The 21868-nt window shown below is 67.4% G+C and carries 20 protein-coding genes and 1 tRNA gene; 7 read left to right on the top strand and 14 right to left on the bottom strand.

Annotation, left to right across the window (positions count from 1 at the left end; all coding sequences use genetic code 11):
• Nucleotides 1-79 precede the first annotated feature (79 nt).
• From proC to NWF34_RS07340, 5 genes are all read right to left on the bottom strand, one after another.
• Nucleotides 80-940 (bottom strand): pyrroline-5-carboxylate reductase, encoded by an 861-nt coding sequence (proC, locus tag NWF34_RS07360; RefSeq protein ID WP_258324549.1) that lies wholly within the window; start codon nt 938-940, stop codon nt 80-82.
• Between the two features lie 6 nt (nt 941-946).
• Nucleotides 947-1807, bottom strand: coding sequence for a thioesterase family protein (locus NWF34_RS07355; RefSeq protein ID WP_258324548.1), 861 nt, complete (start codon nt 1805-1807; stop codon nt 947-949).
• Nucleotides 1808-1870: 63 nt separating this feature from the next.
• Entirely contained in the window at nt 1871-2779 is a 909-nt protein-coding gene (locus NWF34_RS07350; protein WP_258324547.1) for a sugar phosphate isomerase/epimerase, read from the bottom strand.
• Nucleotides 2776-4617 carry a hypothetical protein gene (locus NWF34_RS07345; protein ID WP_258324546.1) on the bottom strand — a complete coding sequence of 614 codons (1842 nt, stop codon included), beginning with the start codon at nt 4615-4617 and terminating at the stop codon, nt 2776-2778. Before NWF34_RS07345 ends, NWF34_RS07350 begins: the two co-directional genes overlap by 4 nt.
• Nucleotides 4618-4749: 132 nt before the next feature.
• Nucleotides 4750-5727, bottom strand: a complete 978-nt coding sequence (locus NWF34_RS07340) for a Ppx/GppA phosphatase family protein (RefSeq protein ID WP_258324545.1) — start codon at nt 5725-5727, stop codon at nt 4750-4752.
• A 55-nt stretch (nt 5728-5782) separates the two neighbouring features.
• Here NWF34_RS07340 and NWF34_RS07335 point away from each other — a divergent pair, with 55 nt between their 5' ends.
• Entirely contained in the window at nt 5783-6643 is an 861-nt protein-coding gene (locus tag NWF34_RS07335; protein ID WP_024500053.1) for a hypothetical protein, read from the top strand.
• Nucleotides 6644-6676: 33 nt separating this feature from the next.
• On the opposite strand, the gene NWF34_RS07330 is transcribed toward NWF34_RS07335, so the two are convergent.
• The 4 genes from NWF34_RS07330 to NWF34_RS07315 form a co-directional block, all read right to left on the bottom strand.
• On the bottom strand, nt 6677-7363 hold the full coding sequence (locus tag NWF34_RS07330) for a response regulator transcription factor (RefSeq protein ID WP_006437544.1): 687 nt from the start codon (nt 7361-7363) through the stop codon (nt 6677-6679).
• Between the two features lie 64 nt (nt 7364-7427).
• Nucleotides 7428-8783 (bottom strand): cell wall metabolism sensor histidine kinase WalK, encoded by a 1356-nt coding sequence (locus tag NWF34_RS07325; protein ID WP_258324543.1) that lies wholly within the window; start codon nt 8781-8783, stop codon nt 7428-7430.
• 141 nt (nt 8784-8924) lie between these two features.
• Nucleotides 8925-9245 carry a GNAT family N-acetyltransferase gene (locus tag NWF34_RS07320; protein ID WP_006437542.1) on the bottom strand — a complete coding sequence of 107 codons (321 nt, stop codon included), beginning with the start codon at nt 9243-9245 and terminating at the stop codon, nt 8925-8927.
• Nucleotides 9246-9345: 100 nt separating this feature from the next.
• Entirely contained in the window at nt 9346-10092 is a 747-nt protein-coding gene (locus NWF34_RS07315; RefSeq protein WP_258324542.1) for a phosphoglyceromutase, read from the bottom strand.
• 168 nt (nt 10093-10260) lie between these two features.
• On the opposite strand from NWF34_RS07315, the gene NWF34_RS07310 reads away from it, so the two are divergent.
• On the top strand, nt 10261-11706 hold the full coding sequence (locus tag NWF34_RS07310; protein WP_258324541.1) for an APC family permease: 1446 nt from the start codon (nt 10261-10263) through the stop codon (nt 11704-11706).
• A gap of 85 nt (nt 11707-11791) precedes the next feature.
• On the opposite strand, the gene NWF34_RS07305 is transcribed toward NWF34_RS07310, so the two are convergent.
• Nucleotides 11792-11865: transfer RNA gene (locus NWF34_RS07305), tRNA-Met, on the bottom strand.
• 69 nt (nt 11866-11934) lie between these two features.
• Nucleotides 11935-13542 (bottom strand): 4-coumarate--CoA ligase family protein, encoded by a 1608-nt coding sequence (locus NWF34_RS07300; protein WP_258324540.1) that lies wholly within the window; start codon nt 13540-13542, stop codon nt 11935-11937.
• A gap of 414 nt (nt 13543-13956) precedes the next feature.
• On the opposite strand from NWF34_RS07300, the gene NWF34_RS07295 reads away from it, so the two are divergent.
• Nucleotides 13957-15195 (top strand): HNH endonuclease signature motif containing protein, encoded by a 1239-nt coding sequence (locus tag NWF34_RS07295; protein WP_258324539.1) that lies wholly within the window; start codon nt 13957-13959, stop codon nt 15193-15195.
• A 139-nt stretch (nt 15196-15334) separates the two neighbouring features.
• On the opposite strand, the gene NWF34_RS07290 is transcribed toward NWF34_RS07295, so the two are convergent.
• Nucleotides 15335-15943: a YbjN domain-containing protein gene (locus NWF34_RS07290; protein ID WP_258324538.1), complete on the bottom strand. Its 609-nt coding sequence runs from the start codon at nt 15941-15943 to the stop codon at nt 15335-15337.
• A 40-nt stretch (nt 15944-15983) separates the two neighbouring features.
• Nucleotides 15984-17351 (bottom strand): D-inositol-3-phosphate glycosyltransferase, encoded by a 1368-nt coding sequence (mshA, locus tag NWF34_RS07285; protein ID WP_258324537.1) that lies wholly within the window; start codon nt 17349-17351, stop codon nt 15984-15986.
• Between the two features lie 148 nt (nt 17352-17499).
• On the opposite strand from mshA, the gene NWF34_RS07280 reads away from it, so the two are divergent.
• Genes NWF34_RS07280 through NWF34_RS07270 form a run of 3 tightly spaced genes read left to right on the top strand, consistent with a single transcriptional unit; the run spans nt 17500 to nt 20119 of the window.
• Nucleotides 17500-18444 (top strand): metal ABC transporter solute-binding protein, Zn/Mn family, encoded by a 945-nt coding sequence (locus NWF34_RS07280; RefSeq protein WP_258324536.1) that lies wholly within the window; start codon nt 17500-17502, stop codon nt 18442-18444.
• Between the two features lie 5 nt (nt 18445-18449).
• Complete coding sequence (locus NWF34_RS07275) at nt 18450-19253, top strand: metal ABC transporter ATP-binding protein (RefSeq protein ID WP_258324535.1); 804 nt, start codon at nt 18450-18452, stop codon at nt 19251-19253.
• Nucleotides 19250-20119, top strand: coding sequence for a metal ABC transporter permease (locus tag NWF34_RS07270; protein ID WP_258324533.1), 870 nt, complete (start codon nt 19250-19252; stop codon nt 20117-20119). Before NWF34_RS07275 ends, NWF34_RS07270 begins: the two co-directional genes overlap by 4 nt.
• A 12-nt stretch (nt 20120-20131) precedes the next feature.
• Here the strand turns inward: NWF34_RS07270 and NWF34_RS07265 are convergent, their stop codons facing one another.
• Nucleotides 20132-20704, bottom strand: coding sequence for a DUF2599 domain-containing protein (locus NWF34_RS07265; protein ID WP_258324531.1), 573 nt, complete (start codon nt 20702-20704; stop codon nt 20132-20134).
• Between the two features lie 72 nt (nt 20705-20776).
• Here NWF34_RS07265 and NWF34_RS07260 point away from each other — a divergent pair, with 72 nt between their 5' ends.
• Nucleotides 20777-21868, top strand: coding sequence for a beta-mannosidase (locus NWF34_RS07260; protein WP_258324608.1), 1092 nt, complete (start codon nt 20777-20779; stop codon nt 21866-21868).

The raw sequence follows: 21868 nt of genomic DNA, 5'->3' as shown, positions 1-21868 counted from the left end.
GACGTGAGGGACCGTGATTCCTGAGATTTCTGTGACTCGACCCCAACATGCTGGGGTTTAGCTGCGTCCCGACCACTACTCATGGGGTGTCGGAAACCGCGTGTCCCGACGCCAAACCCTCGACTTCCACTCGACGTCCGCCTCGTGCGCTGGCGGCCGCGCACGCGCGAGTCGCCTGGTAGACGGCATGCCGTAGACCGTTCGCCTCGAACTCGCGGATCGCCTCGGCGGTGGTCCCGCCCGGAGAGGTCACCGCGGCCCGCAGGTCGACGGGTGACATACCCGAATCGCTGAGCAGGACCCCCGCACCGCGGATGGTCTGGATGGCCATCTCGGACGCCTGGGCGCGGGTGAGTCCGAGCCCGACACCGGCGTCGATCATCGCCTCGGCGAGCAGGAAGACGTAGGCGGGTCCGGACCCGGACACGGCGGTGACCGCGTCCATCTGCTTCTCCGGTACCACGGCCACCCGACCCACGGTCTTGAGGAGTCTGACGACCGCCTGGAGTTGCTCCTCGCCGACGTAGCGGCCGGCAGCGACCGCGGACATGGCCTCGTTGACCAGCATCGGGGTGTTGGGCATGACACGGATGACCGGCGAACCGGCCTGCAGGGCGCTTTCGTAGCGCTCCAGCGGGATGCCGGCCACCAGGGTCACGGTGACGCGTTCGCTCTCGGCGTTGTCCTCGGCCGAGGCGAGGATGCGGAGCACCGAGTCGACGTCGTCCGGCTTGATGGCCAGGAAGACGTAGTGCGCGGATTCGGCGGCCGTCTTCACGTCGGTGACCAGGACCCCGTACTCGTCGGCGATCTCGGACGCCCGGGATTCGAGTTTCTCCGCGACGACGAGATCCTTCGTCGGGGTTCCGGCGCCGATCAGGCCGGCCAGGAGCGCCTCCCCGATCTTGCCTCCACCGATGATGGCGATGCGTTCGGTCACGAATGTCTACCTTCCTGCGGGAATGAGTGCCAATGGACGGGACTGGGCGACAACCGTCCCGGTCGAGTCCACCACGAGATGATCCTCCTCGAACATTCCGGGCCCGACCTCGGTACTCGTCGCGGCGAAGCGCAGCCACCCGGGCGCCGGATGCCGTCGGACATAGGTGGTCAGCTGCACGGTCGGCGCCCAACCGAACAACGCGAGATTCATGACCACCGGCGGCGAGATGTCGCAGACGAGGACCGAGAAGTACTCGTCGGGATCGACGTCCTTCGGACGGATCCACCCGCGCACGAGCGGGTCACCGGTCTCACCGCGGACGATCGGGAACGTCTCCGGGTCGAGGACCAGATCGATCGCCGCGCCGAGGTGGTTGACCTCGGCGATCGGCGAACCGTCGAGGGGGATGCCGGTCGACGGCGGTTCGACGGGCGTGCCGTCGAGCACGTTCGGACCGGAGTGGTGCGGGGTCCCGGAGTCGGGACGCGCCATCGTCACCGACGAGGAGACGACCGTACGACCCTGCTGGACCGCGTCGACGTGCAGGACCGTCACGGTCCGGCCGCGTTTGCGCACGGTGATCGTGAAATCGATGTCCGCGGCGTCCGGGGCGGTCAGGTAGTCACTGGCGATGGCGACCGGGATCATCGCGGCGGACGCATCCGCGAGTTTCAGATCGTCGGACGGGGTGAGGGCGGTGAGTGCGGTGCGCGCCGCCTTCGCCACGACCATCTGCAGGGTGCCGCCGTGCACCTTGGGTCCGATGGTGAAGGTCTCGTCGATGTGCGCGCGCAGCGTGATGGCGTCGGGACCACCGCGGTCCACCTCGGTCAGGATCTGCACCTCGGTGATCTTGCTGGTCATGGTCCCGCTTTCGTCGTGCCGACCCCGACGCCGGCGAAGACCGCAACGCGACGATCTCCGGCGTCAGTTGTTGCGCCGGCCGGCGCTCTCGGGGTGCAGCTCCCGTTTGAGATGCTGCCGCGCAAAATCTAGCGAACGGGCCAGGAGTGCACCGCGCTCGGGCTTGGTCCGGGCGCTGCCGGTGGTGACCTCCAGCACCACGGCACCGGCGAAGTCGCTCGCCGCGATCCGGCGGCACACCTCGGCACATGGTTGTCCACCGTCGCCGGGGATGAGGTGTTCGTCGGTCGCCGCACCGTGCCCGTCGGCGAGATGGAGGTGGTTGAGGTTGCGTCCCATGCGATCGAGCAGATCGAGGGCGTCCACCCCGGCCGTCGCGGTGTGCGAGAGGTCGAGGGTGTAGTTCGCGTACCCGTCGTCGGTGGGATCGATCGACTTGCCGAATGCGGACGCGGCGAGACCGGGCCCACCGCCCCGCTTCTGGAGTCGTCGCACGGATGGTTCACGTGATCCGAAGAAGCGATCGGCGCGCATCGGGAACATGTTCTCCACGGCTATCGCGACCCCGCTGTCGTCCTCGAGCTCGCCGACGAGGTCGTCGAAGGCCGACACATAACCGCGCTGCCAGCGGAACGGCGGGTGCACCACCACGGTCGGGGCACCCAGATCCTCGGCCGCCTGCACCGATCGCGCCAGTTTCACCACCGGGTCCCGGCCCCAGACGCGCTGCGAGATCAGCAGGCACGGGGCATGGATCGACAACACCGGAACCTGATAGTGGTCCGACAGATATCCGACGCGCCGAATGTCCTGGCTGACCGGGTCGCCCCAGACCATCAGCTCGACACCGTCGTAACCGAGATCCGCCGCGTAGGCGAAGGCCGCCTCGGTGTTCTGCGGGTAGACCGAGGCGGTGGACAGACCGATGGGTATCTCGGGTCCGGGGAGCAGGGGTGGCTCGGACGACGTCACGTGGCCAGCAACACCAGGGGACCGATGGTCACCAACAGTCCGACGCCCAACGCGAGCAGCGTGGTCGCCAGGTCCTTGGTGCGCCGCACGACGTGCGACAGCGTGACGATCCCGAAGATCACCAGCACCGCGAGGACCAGCGCGAAGTACGGGTTCCAGCGCCACAGCTCGGTGAATCCCCAGAACAGACCGATGCCGACCAGCAGACCCACGACCGCCTGACCGAGGATCAGGAACCAGGCGAGGGCCGGTGACCGCTCCTCCCCGGCCTCCGGTTCGTCGACCTGGCTGCCGGCGACCGCGGGCTTCTCGGACTTGCCACGCTCGGAGTCCGCGGCGGCCGCCGAGATGGCGGCGGTCTCCTCCGACGACCCGTCGGCGACATCGGGGGTCTCGTCGAGATCGGTGGTCTCCTCCACGCGTGCGGTCTCGTGCTTGGACAGGACCACCGCCTCGGAACCCTCGGCCGGTTCGGGGGTCGTCTCGTCCTGCTGGTTGTCCTCTTCGTCCACGACCGGCGCCGACCACGCCTCGGTGTCGTACCACTGGGCCGACGCCTGCCAGGCCTCTGTTTCCTCGGCCCGGGTCTCCTCGGGCCGGGTCTCGTCCGGCGCGGTGTCCTCGCGCGTGGAGTCGTCTTCCGGGGACGCGATGGGCTCGATGATCTCGGTCGGGTTGTCGTCGTCACGGCGTGCCCGTGCCGCGGCGGCTCGCGCACGGCCACCCGGAACGGACTGCGTGACGGTGTCCTCGGCCGACGTGCCGGCCTGGGTTCCGGAACCGACGGCAGCGGCGGCCGCCTTCCGGCCGAAGAGCTTGCGTGCGAGCCCGCCGAGCGCCTTGGCGCCTTTGAGCCTGGTACCGGTCGGCTGTGCACCGGGGCCGGCGTCGCCTTCCACGTCCGCGAAGTTGCGGTAGGCGTCGAAGTCCATGACATCGGAGAAACCGCTGTCACCGCGCTCACGCGGTCCGGAACCGGAGTCGACCTCGGTCAGGTCGTGGGTCACCACATCATCGGATTCGACGACGACGAGACCTTCGTCGGTGCCGCCATCGGCCCCGTCCACCATCGGGATGATCCCGGTGACCGCGTTCGCCGACTCCTCGTCGACGGGCTCCGAATCGCGCGGGGGACTCATGCGGCGGGCCACGGCGTCCGAGCTGAAGTCACGGGTGGCCGGCGGCGTCGCGCCGAAGCCGGGCATCCCGCTGGCGGTGCGACCTCCCGGCGCGAACGGCCGGTCCGGGCGCGGCCGATCGGCCACCGGGCGGTCGTCGGCGGCGCGACGTGCGACGGGATTCCCCGACCGTGGGAACGGACCGCCCTGGGTCTCGGTCCCCGACCGGCCCGTGGGGCTCCATCCGCGGGTCGCGGGCCCGGCTGCGGTCTTGTCGGCGGGGGTCCCGGTGTCCTTCGGCTCCGAGGCCTTCGCCTCGGTGGGCTTCGTCTCGGTGGCCTTCGCCTCGGACGCGGCGGGCGCGGCGGATTCGGGCGCGGCGGGTTCGGGCGCGGCCTCGGTGGCCTCGGCCTCGGTGGTGGTCACCTCGGTGGGCTCGGCCTCCGGGGCCTCGACCGCCGGGGCTTCGGTCCCCCGGGCCTCCGCGGGCGCACCCTTGTCTGCGGGCGCGGTCTTCTCGTCGGCCTGCGCTGCGGACGCGTCGTTGATCTTCGGGATCTCTCCGGTCAGTTCGGAAACCGAGACCGAGCCGTCGCGACCCGCACGCCGCCGTCCCCGACCGTCACGCCGGGTCGGCGTCGTACCGCCGGCCGCCTGCGACCGGGCGAGTAGTTCCGATACCGAAATGGGTCGAGATTCGGGTTCCGAATCCTTCGACATGAAGTGGCTCTCCGTCCTCGAACGTCACCGGATGCCGGTCGAGCGCATCCGCTTGGGTAACTCTCGGCGCTCGTGGACCACACCGTCGACCTTCTCCCCCATCCCGCGCACCCGTGGGCATCGCAGACCGGATCAGCCGACGCCGCCACGGGCGCCAGTCGTCTGTGAGGGCTCGAACGAGTCGGCCGGTTCCGCGTCGAGTCGACGCAGGATGACGCCCTCCCGCAGAGCCCACGGACAGATTTCCAGTGTATCGACTTGGAAGGCCCGCATAGCCGCCTCCGCCACGAGCGCCCCCGCAACCAGCTGACCGGCACGATCGGCGCTGACGCCTTCGAGCTCGGCGCGGTCGGAGCGGGTCATCCGGGAGATGAAGGAGATCAGCTGACGAAGCCCACCTGTGGTCAGTTCGCGTCGAACGCGGGGTCCCGCGCTCGACGGCGCGGCCCCGGTGAGCCGGGCGAGGCTGCGGAAGGTCTTCGAGGTGCCCACACAGAGGTCCGGTGAACCGGGCCCGAGGAGTTCCCTGGCCGGTCCACGCAACTCCGCGTCGAGCCAGTCCCTCAGGACACCGATCCGACGCCGGTCCGGTGGGTCGTCCGGCAGCCACTCACGCGTCAGCCGGCCGGCACCCAGGGGCAGCGACAGCGCGACATCGGGCTCCTCGTCGACGCCGTTGGACATCTCCAGGGACCCACCGCCGATGTCGAGCGCGAGGATGCGTCCCGCGCTCCACCCGCGCCAGCGGCGGACGGCAAGCGAGGTGAGCCGCGCCTCGTCACGGCCGGACAGGACCGCGATGCGCACACCGGTGCACCTCTCGACCTCGTCGAGCAGATCGTCGGAGTTGGTGGCGTCCCGGACGGCCGACGTCGCGAAGGCCATCATCTGCTCGCACCCGGAGGTGGCCGCGATGTGGGTGAACTCCTCGACCGAATCGATCAGCTTCGCCACGGCCTTGTCACTCATCCGGCCGTCGTCGTCGATCTGTTCGGCCAGCCGTAGAACCGCCTTGGTCGAACTCATGGGGGTCGGGTGACCGCCCCGATGGGCGTCGACCACCAGGAGGTGGACAGTGTTGCTACCCACATCCAGAACTCCTAAGCGCACGCGTCAACGGTAGTGCAGGCGTCGTGGCGGCACGATCCCGGCTACCGTTGTGGTCGTGACCGCCATCTCGCCGTCCGCGCCACGAATCACCCCCGCCCCGGAAGTCGAACTCGACTTTCCGCGCGAATGGTACGAATTCGTCGATCCGGCCGATCCCGAACACCACATCAGAGCCGACCTGACCTGGCTGCTGTCGCACTGGACGTGTGTCTTCGGCACCCCGGCCTGCCAGGGCATCCTGCCCGGACGCGAGACCGACGGCTGCTGTAGCCACGGCGCCTACCTGTCCGACTCCGACGACCGGAAACGTCTCGCCCACGGCGTCTCGATGCTCACCCCCGAGGACTGGCAGTTCCATAACAAGGGTTCCGGCAAGAACCCACTAGGCCCCAAGGGCTACCTCGAAGAGGGCGACCTCGATGACGAGCCCGCGTTGAAGACGCGACTTCACAAGGGCGCGTGCATCTTCCTGAACCGTCCGGGCTTCGCCGGCGGCGTGGGTTGTGCACTGCACTCGATGGCCTTGCGCAAGGGCCTCGAGCCGCTCACCGTCAAGCCAGACGTGTGCTGGCAGCTGCCGGTGCGCCGTGAGCAGGACTGGGTGGAACGTCCCGACGGCACCCAGGTGTTGCAGACCACGATCACCGAGTTCGACCGCCGTGGCTGGGGCGAGGGCGGGCACGATCTCAAGTGGTACTGCTCGGGATCGCCCGACGCACATGTCGGCGCGAAGCAGGTCTGGGAGTCCTATGCGCCCGAGCTGACCGAGCTCATCGGCGCCGCCGCCTACGAGGCCCTCGCAGCCGCGTGCCGGCGCCGGAACGGGTTGGGGCTCATCGCCGTTCACCCGGCGACGACAGCCGCGACCGCGCGTCGCGAGACCGACGTCAAATACGAGCTGCAGCCGCCGGAGTGACACGGGTGCGCGGGGACACCCCGCGCACCCGGCTCAGGCCTCGAGTTTGTATCCGAGTCCGCGAACGGTGATGAGGTGTTTCGGGTTGGCCGGGTCCGGCTCGATCTTGGAGCGCAGTCGCTTCACGTGCACGTCGAGGGTCTTGGTGTCGCCGACGTAGTCGGCACCCCAGACGCGATCGATCAGCTGCCCGCGCGTCAGCACACGGCCGGCATTGCGCAGAAGGTATTCGAGGAGATCGAATTCCTTGAGCGGCATGGTGATCGATTCCCCGTTGACCGCGACGGTATGACGCTCGACGTCCATCCGGACCGGGCCCGCCTCGAGGACACCGAGATCGAGGTCCTCCTCGGCGGTGTCGCCTCCGCGTCGCAGGACCGCCCGGATGCGGGCGATGAGTTCCCGTGCCGAGTACGGCTTGGTCACGTAGTCGTCGGCACCGAGTTCCAGGCCGACGACCTTGTCGATCTCGGTGTCGCGGGCCGTCACCATGATCACCGGCACATTCGACCGGGCCCGTAGGGCCTTGCAGATCTCTGTCCCCGACATCCCGGGCAGCATCAGGTCGAGGAGCACGATGTCGGGGCTCACGCGGTCGAAGGTCGGCAGCGCCTGCGCACCGTCGTTGACGATGCTGGCCTCGAACCCTTCCTTGCGCAGTAGGAACGCCAGCGGATCAGCCAGCGATTCCTCGTCCTCGACGATCAGCACGTGGGTCAACTCTCAGATTCCTTCGTTGTCGTCACCGCAGGGGTGGCCGATCGGATCGGCAGATGGTGGGGACTCACATGGACTCCCCATCCTCGGTGGACCAGTCCATGTCGGAGAGGTCCTCGGGGATGCACAGCGTGAAGGTGGAGCCCGTACCGGGTTCGCTCCACAGGTTGATCGTGCCGCCGTGATTGGCGGCCACGTGTTTGACGATGGCCAGGCCCAGTCCGGTACCACCGGTCATCCGCGACCTCGCCTTGTCGACGCGGAAGAACCGTTCGAAGACACGCTGCTGGTCGGCGCGCGCGATGCCGATGCCGCGGTCGGTCACGGCGATCGCCACCATGGGCCGGCCGTCGATCTTGATGATGCGGCGGCTGATCGAGACGACGGTGTCCGGAGGCGAATAGGCGATGGCGTTGGTGATCAGGTTGTTGAGAGCGGTGAGCAGCAGGAGCCGGTCGCCGCGGATCGTCGCGCCGATCGGGTCGTCGGACCGCAGTTCGATCGCGGCCGCCTCCGCCGTCAGCGTCGCCGCCGAGAGGGCGTCGTCGATCAGTTCGTCGACACCGATCGGGGTGAACTCGGGGGTGTCGCCCTCCTGCAGGCGGGACAGGGCCAGCAGCTCGCTCACCAGCCTGCCCATGCGTTTGGTCTCCCCGACCACCCGTTGCCCGAAGTGCCGGACCGACTCGACGTCGTCGGCTGATTCCAGGAGGGCCTCGGCCAGCAATCCGATGGCTCCGACCGGCGTCTTGAGTTCGTGCGACACGTTCGCCACGAAGTCGCGCCGGGTGGCCTCCAGACGCTTGTGTTCGGTGTCGTCGAGGCCGTAGACCACGGCGTAGCGCTCGTCGTCCTGTGCCACCACCTTGGCGAGGCACCGCACGTGTTCGACGATGGGACGCGGGGTGCGGCCGGTGGAGACGAAGCCGAGGGTCGAGGTGGGCGGGTTGAACTCGAAGTGGTGATCGACGTGGGTGTCGAGGACGTCCTTGACCGCATCCCAGACGGGGTCGGCGAGCAGCATCTCGCGGACGATGCCCAGTTCCACTGCCCGCTGGTTGAACATCACGACGTCCCGGAACTCGTCGACCACCGCAACGGCGGTCGACGAATGGCGGACCACCATGCTCAACAGGCCGGCCTTGGTCATGCGTCCGTCGGCGGTCGTCGACGCGACGTCGGAGTCGCGGATCTCGGCGGATGCCGACACGGCCCGCGGCACCAGCGCGCGGTCGGTGGCCGGAACCGGCAGAGCAGCGTCTGGAGAGCGCTGGGATTCCGCGGGTGCACGTCCCCGGCTGGACAGTGAGCGGAGCGCGAGGCGTCGGGACCGCCGGGGTGCGTCGAGTCGACGGCCCAGCATGACTCCGAGGATGAGCGCGAGTAAGAACGCGATCGTCGCGGCTGAGATTGCGGCGGCCACCCGCTCAGCTTACGGCCGAACCAACTCCGGTCGCACATAGGTCGCAGCTGTTCGGCAGCTGTTCACGCGCCGTTGGCCGAAGAGGTGGCGGTCGGCGCGGATGAACCGTCGACGGGTGATGACCCCGCCGCCGGCGCGAGGTCACTGCGGGACCGGGACCGCCATGTCCGCGAACTCCGGGTGGCGCTCGATGAAACGCTGAACGTACGAACACACCGGGACCACCTGCTTGCCGCTCGCCCGGATGTCCTCGAGGACGAACCGAACGAGTTGTCCCGCATAGCCATGCCCGCTGTACTGCTCACGGATCACGGTGTGGGTCAGCACGACCTGGTAGTACTCGGAGACATAGTCGAGATAGCCGACGACCTCGTCCTCGCCGAAGGAATCAGAGACGAGAACCGCCTCGTACCGTTCCTGAGCAGGAGAATGATCGATCCGCAGGGTGCCCACATCCGCCATAGCGTCTAATGTAGCGCGGGTCACACCAAAGAAGCTATGACGATTATGTTACACGGTCCTCACGCAGCCCCGCGGACGGCGGACTCGCCGCCGAGAAGGCCTACTTCTGACCCTGGGCCGCAACGGCAGCCGCGCCGGCGGCAGCCGCCTCGGGGTCCAGGTAGGTGCCACCCGGATTCAGCGGCTTGAGGTTCTCGTCGAGGTCGTAGCGCAGCGGGTTGCCGGTCGGGATGTTCAGGCCCGCGATGTCCTCGTCGGAGATGTCGTCGAGGTACTTCACGAGCGCCCGCAGCGAGTTGCCGTGTGCGGCGATGAGCACGGTCTTGCCCGCCCGGAGATCGGCGGCGATCGTCTCGGTGAAGTACGGGATCATGCGCGCCACGACGTCCTTGAGGCACTCGGTCAGCGGCACCTCGTCGAGGTCTGCGTACCGCGGATCGCCTACCTGGCTGTACTTCGCGTCGGGCTCGATGGCCGGCGGCGGGGTGTCGTAGCTGCGACGCCACAGCATGAACTGCTCCTGGCCGTACTTCTCCAGGGTGTCGGCCTTGTTCAGGCCCTGGAGCGCACCGTAGTGACGCTCGTTGAGACGCCAGTCGCGGACCACCGGAATCCAGTGGCGGTCGGCGCGGTCGAGGGCGATCTGCGCCGTCGAGATCGCGCGTCGCAGAACCGAGGTGTACAGGACGTCGGGCAGCAGGTCATGCTCGACGAGCAGTTCGCCGGCCCGCTCGGCCTCGGCCTTTCCCTTGTCCGTGAGCGCCACGTCCACCCATCCGGTGAACTGGTTGGACGCATTCCATTCGCTCTCGCCGTGACGCATCAGGATCAGGGTGCCGTTGCTCATGGGCGATAGTTTCGCACAGACGCGCTGGGCCCTCTTCCCACCGCCCCCGACCCCGCCCTCTCCCGTCGCCCCGACCCCTCCCACCCCCGGATCGGCCCGTCCGACGAATCGACGGTGACCGGCGCAATTCGCTCTGCGGCCCTGGTATCCGAGGGCTAGCGTGATCCCATGACTGCCAGCGCAAATGCCGGGGAGACCGGCATGAATGCCGAACAGCAGCCCGAACTCAAACGCGTACTGGGTCCGAAGCTGCTGCTCCTGTTCATCATCGGCGACATCCTGGGCACCGGCATCTACGCATTGACCGGCCAGGTGGCCGGCGAGGTCGGGGGCGCGGCTTGGTTGCCCTTCCTCATCGCCTTCTCCGTCGCGACGCTCACCGCGTTCTCGTATCTCGAGCTCGTGACGAAATATCCGGAGGCCGCGGGCGCAGCGCTGTACGTGCACAAGGCCTTCGGTATCCACTTCGTCACCTTCATCGTCCTGTTCACGGTGATGTGCTCGGGCATCACATCGGCGACGACGGCGTCTCGTGCCTTCGCGGTCAACATGCTGACCGCGTTCAGCGGCGACACCCCCGACGCCACGAATCCGGCTCTGTACGCGGTGGCCGTCGGCTTTCTGTTGCTCGTCATGTTCATCAACTTCCGCGGCGTCGCCGAGGGCGTCGGCACCAACGTGGTGCTCACGCTGGTGGAGCTCTCCGGTCTGCTGCTCGTGCTGTTCATCGGGTACTGGTTCATCGCCGGCGGCAACGCCGAACACTGGGATGCGGTGGTGGCCTTCGAGAGTCCCGACGACAAGAACGTCTTCGTCGCCGTCACCGCGGCGACCTCGCTGGCCTTCTTCGCACTCGTCGGCTTCGAGGACTCGGTCAACATGGCCGAGGAGTGCAAGGAGCCGACCCGCATCTTCCCGAAGGTGATGCTGAGCGGCCTCAGCATCACCGCCCTCGTCTACGTCCTCATCGCGATCTGCGCGGTGGCCATCGTGCCGGTGGGCGTGCTGGCCGACAGCGAGACCCCGCTCGTCGACGTCGTCCAGACGGCGGCACCGGACTTCCCGATGTCGGACCTGCTGCCGTGGATCTCGATGTTCGCCGTCGCCAACACCGCACTGATCAACATGATGATGGCCAGCCGGTTGCTCTACGGCATGGCCAAACGAGGCGTGCTGCCCAGGTTCCTGTCGTACGTGCACCCGGGTCGCCGGACGCCGTTCGCGGCCGTCCTCTTCACCACGGTCATCGCCCTGCTACTGCTCACCTATGTGACCTCCGATCCGAAGAGTTCGGTCGTGGGACTGCTCGGTGGCACCACCGCGCTGCTGTTGCTGGCGGTGTTCACCGTGGTCAACGTGTCGGTGCTCGTCCTGCGGCGGGACAAGGTGGAGCACAAGCACTTCCGGACCTATACCCCGGTCGCCGTACTCGGCGCCATCACGTGCGGGTACCTCACCCTGCCGGTCACCGGCCGCGACCCCGAACAGTATGTGATCGCCGGCTGGCTCCTGTTGCTCGGCGTGCTCCTCTGGGCGCTGACGTACTGGTGGCGCAAGCGGTCCGGCGACCATGCCGTCAGCTACGACGAGGTGCCGCCGCATCAGATGAATTGACCGTCCTCGCGGCCAACGCGGACCGGGCCGATACACCGACCCCCACCCGGTGATGTGATCACCCGGGTGGGGGTCGGTGTTCTCGTAGCGGGGACAGGATTTGAACCTGCGACCTCTGGGTTATGAGCCCAGCGAGCTACCGAGCTGCTCCACCCCGCGTTGCAGTGAGCAACACTATCGGCGGGACGGCAGCAGACCTAATCGGTCGCCCGAGCGAGGCCTGGGCCTCTACTTGCGCAGGTCTTTGCGCAGGATCTTGCCCGACGCCGACTTCGGGATCGCCTCGATGAACTCCACCGCACGAACCTTCTTGTGCGGGGCCACCTTCGACGCCACGAAGCCCATCACCTCATCAGCAGTGAGCTGCGCATCCGGCTGCCGCACCACAAACGCCTTGGGAATCTCCTCCCCCGACTCCGCATCGATCACCCCGATCACCGCAACATCGGCGACCCCCTCATGGGTCAACAGCAACGCCTCCAACTCCGCCGGCGGCACCTGATAACCCTTGTACTTGATGAGCTCCTTGAGCCGATCGACGATGTAGACACACCCTGTCGGGTCGACCTGAGCGAGGTCGCCGGTGTGCAGGAAGCCGTCGGCGTCGATGGTGTCGGCGGTGGCCTGCTCGTTGTTGAGGTAGCCGAGCATCACGTTCGGGCCCTTCACCCACAGCTCACCGGGTTCCGAGAGCCCTTCCTGCGGCAGCGGGAGGTCCTCGCCGGTGGCCGGATCGACGATCTTGTTCACCGTGTTCGGCACCGGCCACCCCGTCGACGACAGCGGCGGATCCTCACGCCCCAGCGTCGCCTGAGTGTCGAACGGGATGATGTGGGACACCGGCGACAGCTCACTCATCCCGTAGCCCTGCAGCATGTGCAGATCCAGTCGCTTGGCCACCGCCTGACCGAGCTCGTCATCCAACGGGGCCGCACCCGACATCATCGTGTGCAACGACGACAGATCGTAGTTGTCGACGATCGGATGCTTGGCCAACGCGACCGCCACCGGCGGCGCGATGTAGGCCATCGTCACCTTGTGGTTCTGGATGTTCTCCAGGAACTCGACGAGGTCGAAACGCGGCATGATGACCAGCGATCCGCGGGCGGCCAGAGCCGCGTTGAGCAGCACCGTCATGCCGTAGATGTGGAAGAACGGCAGCACCGCGATCACCACGTCGTCGGCGGTCATGCCCTGCAGCGGACGCAGCTGGGCGACGTTGGCCACGAGGTTGCGGTGAGACAGTGCAACGCCCTTGGGATTTCCGGTCGTCCCCGAGCTGTACGGCAGCACCGCGACATGGGTCTTCGGGTCGAAAGAGACATCCGGGGCGGGGAGATTCGCGCCCAACAGGTCGATCGCATTCGGATGACCCGACGCGTCCTGACCCTCACCGTCGAGGACGATCAGGTTCTCTGCCGACAGACCCACCTCGTCGGCGGCCGCCTTGGCCTGCTCGAACATCGGCGAGATCGTGACCAGCATCTTCGCACCGGAATCCCGCAACTGCTTGGCGATCTCGGGCGCGGTGAACAACGCGTTGATCGTCGTCGCCGTGGCGCCGGCCCGCAGGATGCCGTGGAACACCGTCGCGAACGCCGGGATGTTCGGCGAGAGGATGCCCACCACGTCCCCTACCCCGATCCCGCGCGACGCGAGGGCCCCGGCGGCGGCCTCGATCTGCCCGACGAGCTGACCGTAGGTGGTCGTCGTACCCGACTTCGGGTCCACCAGGGCGATCCGTTCGCGGTCCTCGTCGGCGATCGACCCGAACAGGTAATCGAAGACACTCACATCGGGGATCTCGACATCGGGGAACGGACTCGTGAAGCTCATGGCACCTCCAGTGGTGGGTGGGTTTCGCCTGCGCATCGTATCAACACTCGTTGACACGATGTGACCTGGACCTCTTTCGTCGCCCAGTCTTCCCGAATCTGTTCGCAGCGTCGAGCATTTCGAGACGAGTCGCGCGGCCGAGAGTTCCGGACGGCACCATGAGAACCACTCGGCCACCACAGTCAGGCCGGTTCCGATCTCTCGACATTGCCGTCTGCCCTCGCCGCACTTCCGCCATCACGGCGCCAGCTTCGCCCTGAATTCTGCGACTCGTGCGCCTCATGCGACTGGTGTTCACCAGTGGCGCGAGCATCCTTCACGAATGTGAAACACCCTGACACAAGCATGGTTTCGCCAACTAATCGGTTGTGGAGAAACCTGACCATCGAATGTATGTTCGAGTACAGTGGAGTCATGGCGGAGCTCACCACACTTCTCGACCAGCTCATCGAGATCACCCCACCCACCGACGACCCCACCGGCCGAACAACTTTCGAACAGTTGGAGTTCTGGCGGTTGATACGCAACGTCGCCGACCACCAGATCGCAACGCATGCAGAAAAACTCGATGATCTGCGCGTTGCACAGAAGGCCGGTTCAACCACCAAGAAACTGTTGATCGAGATGGGATTCGCACCCGCGGTATCGACACGCACCACCCGCATCGCCGACGCGATGGGCACATTGAGCAAGGTCGAGGCCTGCGCGGCCGACGGACGCCTCTCCGCCGAGGTCGTCGACGCCATCGTGCGCGGCATGTCGACCATCGAGAAACGTTCCCCCACAGAGCTCTCCGACGACGACCACGCCATCTACGAAACCGAGCTCCTCACCCAAGCCCTGTCGGGTGCCACACCCACCGACATCCAGAAACACGCCCAGATGATCGGCAACACCATCGCCGACGACCAAGGTGGCATCGCCGCCGGCGACGACCGCGCCCTCGACACACTCTCCCACCACACGACCGACGACAGTCGCGTCGAGATCCACGCCAACGTCACCCAAGTCGTGGGCGAGAAATTCATCGCCATGATCGACGAACGCAGCACACCGCACCCCGAACCCGACGGCTCCCCCGACCGACGCTCGGCCACCCAACGACGAGCAGACGCACTCGAAGTACTGCTGGATCAAGCAGCCGTCGGAGCGGCGATGGACACCATCGGCGCCCCCAGAACCCAAGTGGCGTTGACCATCCCCGCCGACGGCGACCCCGCCACACTCCCCTGGACGGGCGCTGTCACCCACGCCATCGCCCGACAACTGTCGTGTGACGGTTCCTTGACCGAAATCATCATCGACGACGAGACCGTGCCCCTGGCCATGGGCCGCGAACGACGACTGTTCCCAGCCCACCTACGCAAAGCAATCATCATCCGCGACCAGACCTGCATCAAATGCGGTGCGCCACCCTCACACACGCAGGTCCACCACATCCAACACTGGACCGACGACGGCGACACCGACCTCGACAACGGCTGCCTACTCTGTCAACGCTGCCACACCCAAGTCCACCACCACGGCTGGGACATCATCCTCGGCTACGACCGCCACCCCTGGCTCATCCCACCCACCGACATCGACCCCCAGCGCCGCCCACTACCCGCCTATAACCGCCGCACCATGCGCCTAGACGACATCGCCGCCTGACGAAACAGACTCACGCGCAGCACCTTCCGCACCCGGCGTTCACCGAAGACCAGCCGGGACCGCATCCGTTCCTTGACAACTCCACAGTGTTCACAATGGTTCTCCGCGCCGGCCGGCTGCGATGTGGCGGGAGCGTCCGTCACTCCTCGGACGAAACCTCGTCACTGGAGGTCTGAGCCCCCTCGACCACGGATTCTCCTGGGACATAACGCCCCTCGAGCGGCGCACCGGCCTCGGGCAGCGTCTCCTTGTCGATGAGGTGCTCGAAAGCCAGGAGGTTGCGCAGGGATTCGCCACGCGAGACGCGCCACGCCCATTCGCGCTGGATCGAGGTGAGGAACCCGAGTTCGAGCAGGGTGTTGAAGTCACCGTCGGCCGCCTCGAGGACCTGCCCGAGGACGCGGTCGAGTTCGTCCGAGCCGAGCGCGTCGGCCGAGATCCGGCCGATTAGGTAGATGTCCCCGGTGTTGTCGATGGTGTAGGCGACGCCGTACAGCCGACGGTTGCGCTTGAGCAGGTATCGGTAGACGCCGGTGTGGTTCTCGTCCGGCCGGCGACACACGAAGGCCTCGACCCTGACCCCGTGTTCACTGGCGGTGAGCAGCACCGTCGTCTTGAGTTTCTGCTCACCCGGCAGTTCCAGGATGACGTGGTCGACGTCGGCGCCACCGCCGCTCTTCCGCGAGTAGGCGATCTCGTTCTCGGTCAGTGTCTTTTCGAGCAGGTCGACGACCTCGGTGCGACTCACGACATCCTCTCAGCTGGTGAACGGGGTTCGGCGAGACCGTTCAGACGGTCACCCGGTTACGCCGCCGACGCCAGCGCCGGCGTACTCGTGCGGGCCCACCCGGGCCTTGCGCCGCCGCCTGTTCGGCCTCTGCGTGGGCGGCATCCGACTGGGCGGCGAAGGAACGCATCGCGTGGCGATAGCTCTCGATCAGCTGATCAACCGTGTGCTCCCAGGAGAACTTCTCGGCGTGCCGACGGGCGTTGCGGCCGAGTTCAGCCAGCCGATCGGGTTGCGCGAGAAGCTTTTCCAGCGCATTCGTCCAGTCACCGACCGCGTGACCGTTGACCAGCACGCCGGTGCGGCCGTCGTCGACGGCGACGCCGAGGCCTCCCACGTCGGCGGCGATGACCGGCGTCCCACAGGCCTGCGCCTCGATGGCCACGAGCCCGAAACTCTCGGAATGGCTCGGCACCGCGACCACATCCGACGCGCGGTACACCTGGACCAGGCGGTCCGACGGCTGCGGCGGGAGGAAGGTGACGGACTCGGAGATCCCGAGTTCGGCGACCTGATCCATCAGCGCGGTCGGCCGCTGAAGCCCGGAACCCGAAGGCCCGCCGACGATCAGGAGCCGCAGCTGTCGCCCGGACGCGGACGCATCCTTGATCAGGGGCGCGATCGCCGAGACCAGGAGATCGGGCGCCTTGAGCGGCTGGATTCGACCCACGAATGTCACGATCGTCTCGTCGGGGCCGAGTCCGAGGATCGATCTGGCCTCCGCCGACGATCCGGGGGTATAGCACTCGAGGTCGGCGCCCGGCGTCACCACGTCGATACTGTCGGCGTCGGCGTCGTACATCGAGAGAAGTTCCGCCGCTTCGGTTTCGGTGTTCGCGACCAGCCGATCGGCCTCGCCGACCACCTGCTGCTCGCCGATGACCCGCAGCTGCGGCTCGGCGGTGTCGCCCTCGGCCAGTGCGGCGTTCTTCACGGCGGCCAGGGTGTGGGCGGTGTGCACCAGCGGCACACCCCATCGGTCGCGCGCGAGCCAGCCGACCTGTCCCGACAGCCAGTAGTGCGAGTGGATCACGTCGTAGTGGCCGGGCGCCTGTGCCGCCTCGGCCCGCAACACCCCCGCGGTGAAGGCACACAGCTGAGCAGGGAGGTCGCGTTTGTCGAGGCCCTCGAACGGTCCGGCGACCACGTTACGGACGGTCACGCCCGGAGCGGCCGCGACCGAGTGCGCATCGGACGACGACGTCGCCCGGGTGAAGATCTCGACCTCGATACCGCGCCGCGCCAGCCGGATCGCGGTCTGCCACACGTAGACGTTCATCCCACCCGCGTCACCGGTGCCCGGCTGTGCCAACGGCGAGGTGTGCACGGAGATCAACGCGACACGCCGTGGCAACGGGCTGGAGGTCATGGCCTCCACCTTAGAGAAATGGCATCGACGGTGACGCGCGCCCTCCGCTTCCACCAGCGCTCACCCGAGCATTCCCTCGGCTTCGCGTCCGGCCCGACGATCCCCTACACTGTTTTCGGTAACGATTGTCATTTGCGTAAAGGGTCTCATGAGGAAATCGCTTCTGGCCGCGGCCGGAGTTCTGTCCGCCGCCGCGCTGGTGCTCACCGGTTGCTCGAGCGACTCCGGGAACGGAGACGGCACCCCGACCGTGGTGACGTCGACCAACGTCTGGGGCTCCGTCGCCTCCGCGGTCGCCGGTGACAAGGCCACCGTCACCTCCCTGTACACCAGCACCGATGGCGATCCCCATGAGTTCGAGCCGTCCGCCGCCGACACCGCGACGGTCGCCGACGCCGACATCCTCGTGATGAACGGCGGTCACTACGACGCCTACATGGAGCAGGCCGCGAAGTCCTCGGGCGCGACCGTCGTCGACGCATTCGAACTCGCCGGCAGCGACGAGCACGATGCGGGCGACCACACCGACCATGGCGACGCAGGTCACGACCACGGCACCGAGAACGAGCACGTCTTCTACGACCTGCCCGTGGTCGCGGAGGTCGCCGGCAAGATCGCCGATGCGCTGTCCGAGCAGGACCCGGAGAACGCCGCGACCTACCGGGCGAACGCCGAGACCTTCACCTCCGGCATCGACGGTCTGCGGACCGAGCTCGCCGCCATCCGCAAGGCGCACGACGGCACGAAGGTCGCCCAGACCGAACCGCTCGCGGGTTACCTGCTCACCGAGGCCGGCCTGGTCGACGCGGCTCCCGCCGGGTTCACCCAGGCCGTCGAGGAGGGCCAGTCGCCGTCCGCCGCGGACCGCGCCGCCATGCAGGATCTTCTCGCATCTCGCGGTGTCGCCGTCCTGATCTACAACGTCCAGGCCATCGACCCGGTGACCCACGCGATGCTCGACGTCGCGAAGTCCTCGAAGGTGCCGGTTGTCGAGTTCACCGAGACCCTCCCGGACGGCGTCACCGACTACCTCGCCTGGCAGCGCGCACAGATCGACGCGCTCGCGACAGCCCTCGGCACCGAGAAGAAGTGACCGCGATGACGGTGGGCACCGACCCGGTGGTGACGTTCTCGGGTGCGCGACTCGGCTTCGGCGACCGCGTGCTCTGGGACGACCTCGACCTGACGATCCGCCCGGGTGAGTTCGTCGCCGTGCTCGGTCCCAACGGCTCCGGCAAGACGTCCTTCCTTCGTGTCCTGCTGCGCGAGTACCCCCTCGACAGCGGCACCGTCGCGACCACCGACGCGATCGGCTACATCCCGCAACAACACGCCGATGACGCCGACCCCATGGCGATCCGCGGCCGGGACCTGGTCGGTTTCGGAGTCGACGGCGGCCGGTGGGGACTCGGCCTGCGCGGCCGGTCGCGCAGGCGCGAACTCGTCGACCGGGCGCTCGCCGCGGTGGATTCGCTCCCCTACGCCGACGCCCCGCTCGGCGTCCTCTCCGGCGGCGAACAGCAGCGACTGCGCGTGGCCCAGGCCGTCGTCAGCGATCCCGCTCTGCTCTTGTGCGACGAGCCGCTGGCGAGCCTGGATCCCACCAATCAGCAGGTCGTGGTCGACCTCATCGACCAGCGTCGACGTCGGGCCGGGACCGCGGTCGTGTTCGTCACGCATGAGATCAACCCGATCCTCCCCTACGTCGATCGTGTGCTCTATCTGGTCGGCGGACGGTTCCGCATCGGCACCCCCGACGAGGTGATGACCACCGAGACGCTCAGCGAGCTGTACGGCAGCGACGTCGAGGTGCTCCGGGTCAACGGTCGACTCATCGTGATCGGCGGCGAGGACGCACACCACTGCGTCGACATCGCCGAGACCGGAAGCCAGTCCGCATGAGCGTGACCTCGCTGGCCGTCGAACGTCAGTTCAGCGACCTCTGGGACTTCTCCGAAACCGTGAACCTGCTCGGCTACGACTTCATGCAGCAGGCGCTGCTCGCGATGATGTTGCTCGGACTGCTCGGCGGGCTGCTGGGACCGCTGATCGTGGCGCGGCAGATGTCGTTCGCGGTCCACGGCTGCAGCGAGTTGTCGGTGACGGGTGCGGCGGCCGCTCTGCTGATCGGCTTCAGTGTCAATCTCGGTGGTGTCATCGGTGCGGTGATCGCGGCCGCGGTGTTCGGGTTCCTCGGCAACAAGGCCCGCGAACGCGACTCCGTGATCGGTGTCGTGATGGCGTTCGGCCTCGGAATCGGTGTCCTGTTCCTCGCCCTCTACGGCCGCATCGGTACCGGTTTCGCGCTGCTGACCGGACAGGTCGTCAGCGTCGGGATCGACGGCCTCGTGGCGATCGCGATCACCACCGCCGTGGTCGTCGCCGTGCTGGCGGTGATCTATCGACCGCTCCTGTTCGCATCCACCGATCCGCGGGTCGCGCAAGCGCATGGCGTGCCCGTCCGGACACTGTCCGTCGTCTTCGCGGTCATCATGGGACTCGTGGCGGCCCAGGGCGTCCAGATCATCGGCGCGCTGCTGGTGATGTCGCTACTGATCACCCCGGGTGCGGCGGCGGCGCGGGTGACCGCGAATCCGGCTCGGGCTCTGGTGCTGTCGGTCGTCTTCGCCGAGATCGCCGCGGTCGGCGGGTTGCTGATGTCACTCGCGCCTAAACTCCCGGTCTCGGTGTTCGTCACGATCATCTCGTTCGTGATCTACGTCGTGTGCCGCTTCATCGGCTCACGCCGCGTGCACGCCACGCGCTAGTACTCCTGGGCGTCAGTACTCCTCGGCGAACCCTGGATTGCAGCGGGCGCCGATCATGTCCTCTTCGGTGACGACGGGGCGTCCCGGTTCGAGGTTCCAGCTCGGTTTCTCGGGTTCGACGATCCGCGCGAAACGCCAGTGGCAGTCGAACTGTGCCTGCATGCCGGGGGTGTCCGCGCCGGCGTCGAGTCCGACGACCTCCCGCCATGCCGCGGCCATGGCCGTGGGGTCCTGCGTGTACCGGCCGGAAGTGGTCGGGAACACCGAGAGGCTGGGACCGACCTCGGTGTCGGTCCATTCGACGCGTTCGATGAAGGGTGCCCGGTAAATCACCGTCGGAGTGGTCGGCGAGTCGCTCGCACCGTGGGTCGTCGTGGCTGCTCCCGCCGTGACACCGCTGGGCGTGACACCGCTGGACGTGACACCGCTGGACGTGACACCGCCCGGTGTCGTACTGCTCGCGGTCGCGCTGATCGGGGCACCGGTACCGGCGGGTTCGGTCGAACCACATCCGCCGAGGACGATCGCGACGCCGACACCACCGGCGCAGGCAGAAGCGAAAATCCGCGCCCTCGTTTGTGCCATCGACGTACTCCTCATGACGCCACCCTAGGCGACGAGTAGCCTGCAGCTGTGAGACACCGGCGCACGATGCGGATGCTCGCCGCCGCCCTGGTCGTCGTGCTCGGCGGACTGATCTGCATGACCGGCTGCGCCCTCACCCCGCTGGCCGGTCCACCGGAGTCCACCCAGTCCCACCGGGTCCGCGCCACGCCCACCGGCCTCACCCTCGACGGGAAGCCTTGGTGGCCCGTCGGTTTCAACGCCTACCAGCTCGGCACGGACTGGTCGGTCAACACCGGTTGTGGCGCGGAGGTCGATCTCGACGACTATTTCGCGCAACTGCCGCCGCGCGCGCTCACCCGTTTCAACCTGTATTCGTCCTTTGTCGTCGACAAGCGCAGTGGGCTTATGGATTTCGGACCGCTCGACCGGGTCTTCGCGGCCGCCTCCCGTCATCGGCAGTTGGTGTTGCCGGTGCTCACGGGCGGATCGGGAGACTGCGAGGACGGCCGGTTCAAGGACCGTGGCTTCTATGTGAACGGCTGGCGCACCCAGAAGTCGCGAAGTCACCAGACCTATGCCGAGTGGGTGCAGACGGCCGTGAACCGGTGGCATGACGAACCGTCGATCATCGGCTGGGAACTGGTCGGCGAACCGGAGGCCAGCAGCTGCGGCACCGCCTGCGACTGGCGGAACCGGGTGTGCCCCGACGACGCCACCGCGGTGCTGCGAGACTTCTTCGATCAGGCCGGTGCGCACCTCCGTTCCTTCGACGACGCACGACCGATCTTCTCCGGACTGGTGGGTGGCGACCAGTGCGGGATCGCCGGGGACGCCTATGCGGAGGTCGCCGGGTCGAGCGGGATCGACGTACTCGACTTCCACGACTACAGCTCCGGCACGCACTCCGGAGCGCGCGGCAGCAATCTGCCCACACGCATCACACAGTCGCGTCAGCTCGGAAAACCACTGGTGGTCAACGAGATCGGCATCGAAGCCGGATCGTGCCTGCCGCTGTCCACCCGGGCGCGGCAGCTCGACGCCATCATCACCCGCCAGCGCGACGCCGGAACCGCGGGCGCATTGCTGTGGTCGTATGTACCCGACCCCCGCACATCGGAATGCACCTACGACATCGGCCCACACGATCCCGCGTGGAAGGTCGTGCGCGACCACGCGCGCTGA

The sequence above is a fragment of the Gordonia sp. GONU genome (assembly GCF_024733855.1).
Lineage (GTDB): Bacteria > Actinomycetota > Actinomycetes > Mycobacteriales > Mycobacteriaceae > Gordonia > Gordonia amicalis.
The sequence above is the reverse complement of the archived record's forward strand: the minus strand, read 5'-3'. Positions and strand labels throughout refer to the sequence as shown.